A 12,303-nucleotide genomic window follows, 5' to 3' on the forward strand; every position below is an offset into this window, starting at 1 on the left:
GCTTTTCCTCCTTAGATATCAATATTTGTGCCATGCTATAATTAATTGAAATAAATGGATAAATTTTTAAGAGCGGGGTTGCAGTTTTGATAAAAGCTGCAGAGTTGAAACAAGCGGGAAGATGCGGCATGGCCGCCGAGGGGGACGAAACGGAAAGAAGAGGGTGTCATGGCGACCGGGACGTGGGAAATCCCCGGCGTCCCGGCCGCACAACGGCAATCTGGAGCTTTTTGTGAATGAAGGTAGCCGCTTGCCGTTGAATCTATGGCTCAGCCAGCGGCAAAAACGTGTTTTTGTCCCGCTTTCACCTGTGGGCCTGTTCAACGGTAACGTTCTACAGCGGCCGTTTGCTGTTGTAGAAATTGATCAGGCAGCCGTCCAGAATGATTTGGCGTTCGTCGTCCGTAAGTTCCTTGAGGGTCAGGGCGATCTGCTCGGCCCAGATTCTGTGCTCGCCGTCCGCCTCGCTTTCATGCACCAGGCAGGCCAGGATATTGGGATGGGCCTTTTCCACGGCCTCGCGGATATGCGGAACCACCAGATAATCGCCCACGCGCAGATCCTTGGCCAGGTCCGCGTCAACCACAAAGGGCAGCATGCCCCAGTTGATCAGGTTGGAGCGGTAGCGCTTGGTGGCGTATTCCACGGCCAGGTTGGCCCAGCCGCCCAGCACCTTCTGGCAGGAGGCCGCCTGCTCGCGCGCCGAGCCGTCGCCCGGCTTGACTGCGAAAATGGTGCTGCCCAGGCCGATATTCGCCAGCGACGTGAGTTCGTCAACGAATTCCCCCACGCCGCAGGGCGTGCAGATTTCGCGCACGCGGGCCAGCAGAGCCGGGTCCGCCGGGTTCTTCAGCCGGGCTTTTTCCAGGGCCAGGAAGGCCTTGGCCCGCGCCACGTAGCCGGGATCCTTGCGGGACAGGGTGTATTCCGCCAGCTTGAGCGGATTGGAGCGCAGGGAGGAGGTCTCGCCCGAGGGAATCAGTTCGTCCGTGGTGGTCACCGGGTCGGTGATCACGCTGGCGACCTGGAGGATCAGATGCCGGGGCAGGGGGTTCATTTCCGGCCAGTCCGCGATGTTCGGGCCGAAGACCAGCGGGGTTTCCGGCTTGGGCGCGCCGAAGCCGTTGTACACGCGGCGCTGATAGATGACGGGCTCGAAATGGTAGCTGAGGTCCACGTTCAGGCCGGGATCCTTCCAGTCCAGATCCGTGGCCGGGGTCAGGCGGCCGCCGTTGGCCGCGGTGGCGGCGATGGAGCGGGCGTCCATGAGCGCCACGGCGGAAAGCTGGCCGCCTGAGGGCTTGGAACCTTCGCGGTTGGGGAAGTTGCGGGTGGAATGGCGGATGGACAGGGCCCCGTTGGCCGGGGTGTCGCCCGCGCCGAAACAGGGGCCGCAGAAGGCGTTTTTGAGCACGGCCCCGGCGGCCATCAGTTTGGTCGTGGAGCCGTTGCGCACCAGGGCCAGGGCCTGCGGCTCGCTGGCCGGGTAGACAGAGAGGCTGAAGGCCTGGTTGCCTGTGCTCTTGTCATCCAGAATGGCGGCGGCCAGGCTGATGTTTTCAAAGGAACCGCCCGCGCAGCCCGCGATGATGCCCTGGTCCACCCAGACGCCGCTCTCGCGGATCTTGCCGCGCAAGTTCAGGCCCTTGCCCGCCTCGCCGAACTGCTTCACGGCTTCTTCGTCCACGGCGGCCAGCAGCTCGTCCGCGCGGCGGACCACTTCGGCCACGGGCCAGACGTTGCTGGGATGGAAGGGCAGGGCGATCATGGGCTCGATCCTGCCCAGATCCACCCGGATCAGGCCGTCGTAGCAGGCCGGTCCCTGGAGTTCCAGGGGCGCGAAATCCTGTTCCCGCTTATGCAGGGCCAGATACTGACGCACCTTGTCGTCCGTGCGCCAGATGGAGGACAGGCAGGTGGTTTCCGTGGTCATCACGTCGATGCCGCAGCGGTACTCCACCGAAAGGCCGTCAATGCCGGGGCCCATGAATTCCATGACCTTGTTTTTCACAAAGCCGTTCCTGAACACCGCGCCGATGATCGCCAGGGCCACGTCCTGCGGCCCCACGCCGGGCGCGGGCGTTCCTTCCAGCCACACGGCCACGACCTTGGGCGCGGGCACGTCGTAGGTCTTGCCCAGGAGCTGCTTGACCAGTTCCGGGCCGCCCTCGCCCACGCCCATGACGCCCAGGGCCCCGTAGCGGGTGTGGCTGTCCGAACCCAGAATCATGCCGCCGCACTTGGTCATCATTTCGCGCACGTACTGATGGATGACCGCCAGATGCGGGGGCACGAAAATGCCGCCGTATTTCTGCGCGGCGGAAAGGCCGAAGAGATGGTCGTCCTCGTTGATGGTGCCGCCCACGGCGCAAAGGCTGTTGTGGCAGTTGGTCAGGGCGTAGGGCACGGGGAATTCCGTCAGGCCGCTGGCCCTGGCGGTCTGGATGATGCCCACGTAGGTGATGTCGTGGGAGGCCAGAGCGTCAAAGCGCAGGCGCAGGCCCGCGTCTTCGGCCGGGGCGGCATTGTGGGCCGCCAGAATGCGGCGGGTCAGGGTCTGGGCGCGGGCGGCGTCCGGGTCCACGCCCCGCGCGCGCGCCTCGTCGGCGGCAAGGACTTGCGCGCCGTCAATAACGGTGGTCTGGTCAAAAAGCTGGATCATGGGAAACCTTCTTCAGTAGTGTTGACGTTGAAGCCGCCCGGTCAGTCGGCATGCGCCGCGGCCAGTTTGAGGCCGAAGGCGATGAACACGGCGCCGGTGCAGCGGTGCAGCCATTGCTGGAAACGAGGATTTTCAAAGGCCCTGCGCACCTGGCCCAGAATATAGGCCAGGGACACGTACCAGAGCAGACAGAGCAGCGACATGATGCCGCCCAGCTCCAGAAACTGGGGGACCAGGGGCATGCGCGGGTCCATGAACTGCGGCAGGAAAGTCAGAAAAATCAATACGGCCTTGGGATTGAGCAGATTGGTCAGAAAACCCTGCTTGAAGGCGCGCCACAACACGCGGGGCGCGGGCCGAGCCGTTGCGCCCGCCATGCTCTCCGGTTCCCGGCCGGGCAGGGGAGCGGTGCGGACCACGGCCCGGCTGACGGCCCGGCCCTGGCGCAGGGCGTGGATGCCCAGCCAGAGCAGATAGGCCGCGCCCACGTATTTCAGAATGCTGAACAGAAACACGGATTGCGCGATGATGGCGGAAATGCCCAGCATGGCCGCGCTGGTATGGATCACGATGCCCAGGGCCACGCCGCAGGCCGCGGCCTGGCCCTGCCGCCTGCCGTCCAGCAGGGAAATTTTGGCGATCAGGGCAAAATCCGGCCCCGGCAGGATGACCAGAATGGCGGCCAGGGGCACGTAGAGCAGCAGGTTTTCCAGCGAAATCATGACAGGGCCTTATTGAGAGAGGATAAAAACGCCTCCAGAGGCCCAAGGGGCGTGGTCCCTTGAGAACCCCTTTATGTATTTTTCTGAGGGCGCCCATGTGAGCGACACCCTGCTCGGCACGCTGAAGAATAAAAGTTTTGACGGGTTGGGGACCGGAGGAGGGGAACTTTTACAAAAGTTCCCCTCCCCCGGAAAGGCGATCCCTACAAATTTTCTCCTATGATCTCGCCGAACTCCCGGCAACCGACCACGCGCGCGCCGCTGACCTGGGCGGCCAGGTCCACGGTGACGGCCTTTGCGGCGATGGCCTTGCCCACGGCGAAGCGGATGCGCTCCGCGGCCTTGGGCAGGCCCAAATGCTCCATGAGCAGCGCGCCGCAGAGGATCACGCTGCCGGGATTGGCCTTGTCCTGCCCGGCGATGGTGGGCGCGGTGCCGTGGGTGGCCTCGAAAAAGGCCAGACTGTCGGACATGTTCACGCCCGGCGCGAGGCCCAGCCCGCCCACCTGGGCGGCCAGGGCGTCGGAAATGTAGTCGCCGTTAAGGTTGGGCGTGGCCAGCACCTGGTACTGCTCGGGCCGCAACAGGGCTTCCTGGAACATGGCGTCGGCGATGCGGTCCTTGACCACCAGACGGCCGGGCATGGGCTCTTTTTCCGTGCAGGTCTGGCCGCCGAATTCCCGCGCGGCCATATCGTAGCCCCACTGGCGGAACGCGCCCTCGGTGAACTTCATGATATTGCCCTTGTGCACCAGGGTCAGACTGTCGCGGCCGTTGTCCAGGGCATAGCGCAGGGCCCGGCGCACCAGCCGCTTGGAGCCCGCCTCGGTCATGGGCTTGATGCCCACGGCGGCGGCCTCGCCCACCTTGGTCACGCCCAGCTCGTCGCGCAGAAAGGCGATGAGTTTGCGGGCCTCGGGCGTATTCGCGGCGAATTCCACGCCCGCGTAAACGTCTTCCGTATTTTCGCGGAAGATGACCATGTCCACCCGCTCGGGATGCTTGACCGGGGTTTCCAGGCCGTCGAAATGGCGCACGGGCCGGATGCAGGCGTAAAGGTCCAGCCCCTGGCGCAGGGCCACGTTCAGGCTGCGGATGCCCGTGCCCACGGGCGTGCCCAGGGGGCCTTTCATGGCAATGTCCGCGCCGCGCAGGGCGTCCATGGTGGTTTCGGGCAGGGGGGAGCCGGTTTCGGCCACGGCCTTTTCCCCGGCCAGCAGTTCCTGCCAGTCCAGGCGGAGATCAGATTCCTTGGCCAGGGCCGCGTCAATGACCGGGCGCGCGGCCCGCCAGATTTCCGGGCCGATGCCGTCGCCTTCGATCCAGTAGATTTTTTTACGCATGTTCCTTTCCCGAGTTAGCGTGTTCCCTATGCAAAAGCCGTTTTGCCGCGGACGGCGAAACGGCTTTTTGTGCTAATCGTTCTCTCCGTCCGCCTCGTCCTGCGAACCGACTTCCTGTTGCAGGGCCCGGGCGCGCTTGAGCAACTGCTCCAGCTGGATGTCGCCGCTGACCACGCCCACGATGCGGTCCTTCTCGTCGGTCACGGCGCAGGACACCGTAATGACCAGTTTGCCGGTGAAGTGCGACTGATAGACATCCATGATGTGCAGGTCGCCGGTCTTCATGGGCATCTTGAACCATTCGCGCTGCGAGAAGTCATAGCCCACGGGCAGGGCTTCGTAGACTTCCTTGTATTCCGGGTCCGTGACGGCCGAGCAGCGCATCTTGCCCTGGGCGTCCGCAAGGCAGCAGAACTGGATGAAGGGATACTCGTGCACGAATTCATCCAGCCGGGCGCAGGCCTGCTCGCTGAGGTCGGTCAGGCCGGGACTGCGGGACAGGCGCACGATGAGATGCGCGGCCAGATCCCCGGCCAGTTGTTTCATCTGGTCGAATTCGGTGGCGAAGAGTTCGGGCATGAAGCGCTGGACCAGGGCTTCCATTTCGTCGTGGGAAAAACTGGTGGTGCGCCCGGTTTCCTCGTATACGGCCATGATGGCGTCGTAGATCTGGCCCACGGCGGGATGCTTTTTGGAAACCTGCTTGTCTTCCGGCAGGTTCAGGTTGTTGTTGATCCAGTAGGCCACGCCCGCGCGGCCGGTTTTGTCGGTGATGATGATCGGCACCGGGCGGCCCAGAAGGTGCTTGGTGTCGAAGATATTGTAGATTTCCTCGTTCTTGGCCAGGCCGTCGGCGTGCACGCCCGCGCTGGTGGCGTTGAAGTCGCGTCCCACAAAGGGATAATTGTGCGGAATGCGGTAGTGCAGCTCTTTTTCGAAGAATCGGGCCACTTCGCTCAGAACCGTGGTGTCCGCCGCGGCGTCGTCGCCGGTGAGAGAGATGTATTCCACCAGCAGGGCTTCCAGGGGCGTATTGCCCGTGCGCTCGCCGAAGCCGAACAGGGTGCCGTTGACCGCGCCGCAGCCGTACAGCCAGGCCGTGACGCCGTTGACCAGCACCTTGTGGAAGTCGTTGTGGCCGTGCCATTCCAGCCACTGGCCGGGCACCCCGGCCTCGTCGGTAAAGGCCCGCACGATGCGCTGCACCGAGCGGGGCAGGGCCGCGCCGGGCCAGGGCACGCCGTAGCCCATGGTGTCGCAGAGGCGGATCTTCACCGGCATGCCGCTCTGGCGCGAAAGCTCCATGAGCCGCTGGGCCAGGGGCAGACAGAAGCCGTAAATGTCGGCCCTGGTCACGTCCTCGAAGTGGCAGCGCGGAATGATGCCCCATTCCAGGGCCTGGCCGGCCAGATCCACGTACATGTCCATGGCCTGCCGGCGGGTTTTGCCCAGCTTGAGAAAGATATGGTAGTCGGACACGCTGGTAAGCATGCCGGTTTCGTCGAATTCCATGTCCCGTACCAGCTTGAGGTCTTCCTTGGTGGCGCGGATCCAGGCCGTGACCCTGGGAAAGCGGTAGCCGCGCGCCCGGCAGACGTCGATGCACTTGCGGTCCTTGGCCGAGTAGAGGAAGAATTCCGACGCCGTGATCAGCCCGGTTTTGCCGCCCAGGCGGTGCAGGAAGTCGAACATCTTGGCCACCTGTTTGACCGTGTAGGGCGGCCTGGCCTGCTGGCCGTCGCGGAAGGTGGTGTCGGTAATGCGCATCTGTTCCGCCGGACGCGGAGCCAGCAGCACTTCGTCGAAAGACGTGCGGCAAATGCTCGTATAGGGAAAGAGTTCACGGTAGAGCTGGGGCTTTTCCGGTTCGTGCAGGTTCAAGACGCGGTTGCCGCCCGGCTGGTGAATGATGCTCATGGGCTGTGTCTCGCTCGTGCGCGCCCCCCTGGGGCACGGTAGGAATTGGGGCTATAAAAGTTTTGTATAGCCGCTTCCCGCCCGCCCGTCCAGTACGCGGTTCTTCTTCCGTTCCTCCGGCGCGTCGGAATTTCCGGCCGAAGCGCGGGCCCGCGCCACAGACCCGCCGCATTTGTTCCGGATTGCAAAAGTATTCGATTACGGTAACACTGATATGGAAACGGTCTTCCCGCCGTGGTTATGGCGGCATGCCAGGAATGGACCGTATGGGCAATATATACAAAAGGAAAATAAACATGACCACCAACATAAAACGACGCGACTTTCTCCGCCTGAGCGCCATCGCGGCCCTCGAAGCGGGGCTTTTTTCTCTGGGCGTTCCCCGTTCCGCTCCGGCCACGCCTGTGCAGAAGGAGGGCCTGGCCTATCTGACGGCTGTTGAACAGATCAAATATTACAAACAAGGTGCTCTTTCTCCGGTGGACGTCCTGAAGGCGCAGATCGAGAGAATACAAAAGTATAACGGCCCCCTGAACACCAGCGGCCAGGAACTGGAAGACCCCATGCGGTTCAACGGCAAGGTCAATGCCGTGGCCTATGAGCATTTCGGTCAGGCCATGAAGGCCGCCGGAGAGTCGGAACAACGCTACAGGGCGGGCACCGCGCGCACCCTGGAAGGCGTGACCGTGGCCGTCAAGGATGAAAACGAGGTGCGCGGGTGGCGGGTGAGCATGGGGTCGCTTATCCTGAAGGACTCCCCCCTGATCAAGGAGAACGCCGCCATCATCGACATGCTGCTGTCGGAAGGGGCGGTCCTGCACATTCAGACCACGGTTCCGGAATTTTATATCCACACCCAGACCTGGTCCCGGCTCTGGGGCGTCACGCGCAATCCCTGGAACCTCCATTATGCCGTGGGCGGTTCTTCGGGCGGCTCCGGCGCGGCCCTGGCCGCCGGGTTCACAACCCTGGCCACCGGCTCGGACATGGGCGGCTCCATCCGCATTCCCGCGTCCCTGTGCGGGCTGTATGGCTTCAAAGCGCCGTTCGGCCGCGTGCCCACGTCTGAGACGACCTTTGAAACGCTCGGCCCTCTGGCCCGGACCTTCGAGGATATGGCGCTGATGCAGAACGCCGTTGCCGGGCCGCATCCCAAAGTGCATGCCGCATTGCGGCCCAAGCTGGACTATCCGCTTAAGTATGAGAGCCTCAAGGGCGTGAAGATCGCGCTGGATTATTTTGAGGACTGGCTGCCGGAAGGCATCGACGCTTCCGTGCGGGATTCGCTGCGCAATGCGGCGGAAGTGCTGCGCGGGCAGGGAGCCGTGGTGGAGGAGGTCAGACTGGGCTGGACCAACGCTCAGATCTTCCCCGTCTATATGAACGGCCTGCTCTCCACCGGCATCGGCGCCATGCTGCTGGCCGCCGAGCCTCAGCAGGAGCTGATGACAAGCTACGCCCGGCAGGCGCTTAAATCGGCGCGCAACGGCGGGCCCGAGGCCATGGCCGCCGCCGATGAGCTTGCGGCCGGGCTCCACCGGCATCTGCAACAGGAGGTTTTCGGCAAGGGCTGCCGGGCCTTGCTCATGCCGACCCTTGCCACGCCCTATTTCCCGGCGGACAACGATCCGACGAAGGATGCCCTGACGATCAACGGCAAGCCTGTGAAGGGACCCGGATATATATTGACGTATATCTGGAACCTGCTGAGCCGTTATCCGGTGGTGGACGTGCCGGTGGGCGTGGCCCCCAATAATATCCCCATGGGCATGCAGGTGGTGGGCAATACCTTTGACGATCTGGCCGCCTTCCGGGTGGCCGCCGGATACGCGCGGACGGGCCTGCGCCTGTACCACGGCGATCTGTTCCCGGATTATCGGGACAAGGCCTAGGATCCGGCGGCCTGGGGCCGTCGGGCCGTGTTATCGCGCCGTCTGAAAAAATCCGCGCCCTTTCTGTGGAGAAGGGCGCGGATTTTTTCAGACGGCGGCGTCAAAGCGGTTTCATCTTGAACTTATTCCGGCCGGGCGGACGTTGCGCCGCCCCGAGATACCCCTGGCGGGCCTGGCCGTTGCTGGCGCAGAAGTCCCGGACAGTGAAGCCGCCGCCTGAGCATGGACGCATTTTCACCGCAACACGGCCCTAAAACTCGAACTTCATGGTCAGCCTGCCGGTATGCACCTCCTGCTGCGCGCCGTATTCGCCGATATAGGCCCGGATTTCCTCTCCATTGAGGGCGAAGACCTCGCGGGCCACCGCCGCGCCAGGCGGCCCAAATGCCGGGAGGCGTAAAGCCCCCGCACCCGCAGGGCAGAATAAAACAACGGACGGGGAACGGAATGACCCCGGCAGAGGCCCAGGGCTTGCCAGAACGGCAAAAATACCGGATTCTCTGCGTCGGGCTGCCATGAGGATGTTCGGACTAAAGGAGCGTTTATGCCGGGTTGTGTGCGCTATCCCGCGCCGGGCTGCATTGTGGAATATATGGAAGGCAATGCCGTCCAGATCGCCATGGTCACCGAGGAAGCCGGGGGCCGTCTGCGGCTTTTGCTGCCCAACCGGCGCGAAACGCGGCTGACGGCGGCGCGCCTGCTGCCCTGGCTCGGGCCGCTGCACGCGGCCGACGCGGGCCGGGAAGAGGCGGTGCGCCTGCTGGAAACGCACAAAAAGGCCAGAGAGGAACTGGCCGCCGCGGTGCCGGTCATGGACGTCTGGGAACTGGCCCAGGGCGAAGTGGCGACGGCCCAGGCCCAATGGTTCGCCGAGCTCTTTGTCAGCGATCCGGACCCGGATCAGGTGGCCGCTTACGGCCGCGCGCTGCTGGCCTGCAAAAGCCATTTCCGTTTCCAGCCGCCGGATTTTCAGGTCTTTTCCGCTGAAACCGTGGAAAAGCGCCTGGCCGAGCAGAAAAGCCGGGAGGAACGCGAGGCGCTTATCGCGGGGGGGGCGGCCTTTTTCCGCCTGCTCTGGGAGGTGGCCTGCAAAAAGCGTTCTCTGCCGCCGCCCTCCGCGCGGTCCGGCGCGGAAAGCGGTTCGGAATGGCCTGCGCCCGAAGTGGCGGACCGCCTCAAAGAGTTGCTGCGCGCCCGGATGATTGATCCGGAAAGCCAGGAGCATGAGACCCTCTGGCACATGCTGTCCAAGGGCCTGCCCGACGTGCCGCATCTGCCCCTGCAACTGCTGATCGCCTGGGGCGAACTGCCCCCGCACTACAATTTCTGGCTGGACCGGGCCGACTACGCGCCGGACGATACATGGTGGCGGGAGCGCGCCGACGAGGTGGAGGCCCTGGCGCGGGCGGCCCGCGGGGACGATCCGGCAGCGGCGGACCTGCCGCTCTGCGAGCTGCCCTTTGTGAGCATTGACAGCGCCAGCACCCGCGATGTGGACGACGCCTTTTTCGTCCAGAGCGACGGCACGGGGTGCAGCCTGACCCTGGCCCTGGCCTGCCCGGCCCTGCTCTGGCCCTTCGGCGGCTCTCTGGACAAGGCCGTGCTGCACCGGGGCACCAGCATTTATCTGCCGGAAGGCACCTGCCACATGCTGCCCGAGACGCTGGGCACCGGGGCCTTTTCCCTGCTGGCGGGCGAGCCGCGCCCGGCGCTCTGCGTGCGGGTGCCCGTGGACAGCGAAGGCTTGGCGGGCGCGTGCGAGGTTTTTGTCGCCAGGGCGCGCCTGGCCGCCAATCTGACCTACAAGGACAGCCAGGCCGTGCTGGACGCCCTGGCCACGCAAGGGCGGGCGGAAACGCCCGGCGGCGCGGAGGCGGCTCTGCCGGACAACCCCGCCGCGCCCCATGCGGAGCAGCTGCGCCTGGGCCTGGATCTGGCCCGGCGGCGGCAGAAGGCGCGCATCGCGGCCGGAGCCGTGATCATGGATCGGCCCGACCCGGTGATCCTCCTGGAAGGTGAAGGCGCGGAGCTGCGCGTGGATGTGGCCCCGGACGATCCGGCCCCGGACGCCCAGATGCTGGTGGCGGAAACCATGATTCTGGCCAGCGCCGCCGTGGCCGAATGGGCGCGGGAGCGCGGGCTGCCCATGCTCCACCGGACCCAGGACGTGGCCCTGCCCAGGGAATACGCGGGCGTCTGGACCGCGCCCCAGGACATGACCCGGATCATGCGGGCGCTGACGCCCTCCAGCCTGGAACTCCAGGCACGGCCCCACGCGGCTCTGGGCCTGCCCCGCTATACCCCTGTGACTTCGCCTTTGCGCCGCTACCCGGACCTTGTCAACGAGGCCCAGGTGGTGCATTTTCTGCGCGCCGGGCAGGCACGCTGGGATGAAAACGGGCTGGCGGAATTGCTGAACAGCCTTTCGCCCGTGCTGGAAGCCGCCGGGCAGGTACAGCGCTTCCGGCCGCGTTACTGGAAGCTGCTTTTCTTCCGCCAGAAGGGGGACAAGGTCTGGTGGCCCGGCGTGATCACCGAGGAGAACGACGCCTTTGTCAGCGTGAGCCTGCCGGATCAGGGCCTTTTCGTGCGCGGCAAGCGCCGGATGTTCGACGAGCGGGCCTGTCCCGGCATGGCCGTGGAAGTGCGGCTGGGCAAGGTGCACCCGCTGTACAATGAGATTCAGATTGTGGAGGCCGTTACCCTGGAAAGGTAGGCCCGCCGGGCAGGTGCAACTGTAAAGTTATTGAAAGACAGCAGGGTACATTCAGGAAATATGATTCTGAATGTTGCCCGGCATTGTTGGGCAAAGCCTCCTTTACTCCGCCGGAGCGTAGCGGAGGCGGATGGCTGGTGCCGGGGGAATCCGGCGGAGAATAAGATTTTCGTGCGCTGCCGAGGAATCCGGCATTTTTCGCGCGCAGCGTACGCAGGTACGTGAGCAGCAAAAAATGCCGGGTGACGCGGGCAGCGTGCGTGAGGCTGTTCTCCCCGGAGAATCGCGGCGGGCAAGATACGCCTGCCTTGGGTCAGTCCGGTTTTTCGGGAGGAGAAAAACATGCTTGTGCAGGCGCTCTGGATAGCGGTGGCCTATGTGCTGGGTTCCGTGCCCTGGGGACTGGTCATCGCCAAAACCTTCTGCGGCATCGACCCCCGCACGGACGGCAGCCGCAGCACCGGGGCCACCAACGTCTCCCGGCTCTGCGGTTTCGGCTGGGGCGTGGCAACCCTGCTCTGCGACGTGCTCAAAGGCGCGCTGCCGGTCTGGGCCGCGCTGGCCATCAATCCGTCCCCGGTCTTCGTCAGCCTGACCGGCCTGGCCTGCGTGCTGGGACATGTCTTTTCCTGCTTCATGAAGTTCAAGGGCGGCAAGGCCGTGGCCACCAGCATCGGCGTGTTTCTGCCCCTGGCCTTCTGGCAGTTGCTGATCGCCGCCGCGCTCTGCCTGCTGGTGATCTGGCGCAGCGGCTACGTCTCTCTGGGGTCCCTGACCCTGGTGGCGACCCTGCCCCTGCTTCTGCTGCTCAGCGGCATCTGGAGCTGGCTGCCCCTGAGCCTCTGTCTGCTGGCCCTGGTGGTCTGGAAACATCGCGAGAACATTGCCCGTCTGCGGGCGGGGACGGAAAAAAGCTGGTTAAAGAGCAAAAGCTGAAACGCGCCTTTCTTTCCCTGGGCTGCGGCAGAAGGCGGTTCCGGCCCGGGGCTGTACCATAAGAGTACTATCCCCGAACCGGAACCGCCTTCTTTCTTGCCAGGGGAAAAAATCC

The 12,303-nt window shown here is 64.4% G+C and carries 7 protein-coding genes; 3 read left to right on the plus strand and 4 right to left on the minus strand.

Annotated features, from left to right (window positions below; all coding sequences use genetic code 11):
- Positions 1–334: 334 nt before the first annotated feature.
- The 4 genes from KH208_RS03090 to KH208_RS03105 form a co-directional block, all read right to left on the minus strand.
- Positions 335–2,662 carry a hydratase gene (locus KH208_RS03090; protein ID WP_291433732.1) on the minus strand — a complete coding sequence of 776 codons (2,328 nt, stop codon included), beginning with the start codon at positions 2,660–2,662 and terminating at the stop codon, positions 335–337.
- Positions 2,663–2,703: 41 nt separating this feature from the next.
- Entirely contained in the window at positions 2,704–3,384 is a 681-nt protein-coding gene (locus KH208_RS03095) for a LysE family translocator (RefSeq protein WP_291433733.1), read from the minus strand.
- Between the two features lie 203 nt (positions 3,385–3,587).
- Complete coding sequence (icd, locus tag KH208_RS03100; RefSeq protein WP_291433734.1) at positions 3,588–4,727, minus strand: NADP-dependent isocitrate dehydrogenase; 1,140 nt, start codon at positions 4,725–4,727, stop codon at positions 3,588–3,590.
- A 72-nt stretch (positions 4,728–4,799) separates the two neighbouring features.
- A complete protein-coding gene (locus KH208_RS03105; protein WP_291433735.1) occupies positions 4,800–6,644 on the minus strand; it encodes a histone-lysine N-methyltransferase in 1,845 nt (614 codons plus the stop codon).
- A 296-nt stretch (positions 6,645–6,940) separates the two neighbouring features.
- Between KH208_RS03105 and KH208_RS03110 the strand changes: the two genes are divergently transcribed.
- The 3 genes from KH208_RS03110 (at position 6,941) to plsY (ending at position 12,188) form a co-directional block, all read left to right on the plus strand.
- Entirely contained in the window at positions 6,941–8,536 is a 1,596-nt protein-coding gene (locus KH208_RS03110) for an amidase (protein WP_291433736.1), read from the plus strand.
- 544 nt (positions 8,537–9,080) lie between these two features.
- Positions 9,081–11,252, plus strand: a complete 2,172-nt coding sequence (locus KH208_RS03115) for a ribonuclease catalytic domain-containing protein (protein ID WP_291433737.1) — start codon at positions 9,081–9,083, stop codon at positions 11,250–11,252.
- A 342-nt stretch (positions 11,253–11,594) separates the two neighbouring features.
- The gene (gene plsY / locus KH208_RS03120) at positions 11,595–12,188 is read left to right on the plus strand and encodes a glycerol-3-phosphate 1-O-acyltransferase PlsY (RefSeq protein ID WP_291433739.1); all 594 of its coding nucleotides are present in this window, start codon (positions 11,595–11,597) and stop codon (positions 12,186–12,188) included.
- Positions 12,189–12,303: the final 115 nt, after the last annotated feature.

The organism is Desulfovibrio sp. (assembly GCF_018379785.1).
Lineage (GTDB): Bacteria > Desulfobacterota > Desulfovibrionia > Desulfovibrionales > Desulfovibrionaceae > Desulfovibrio.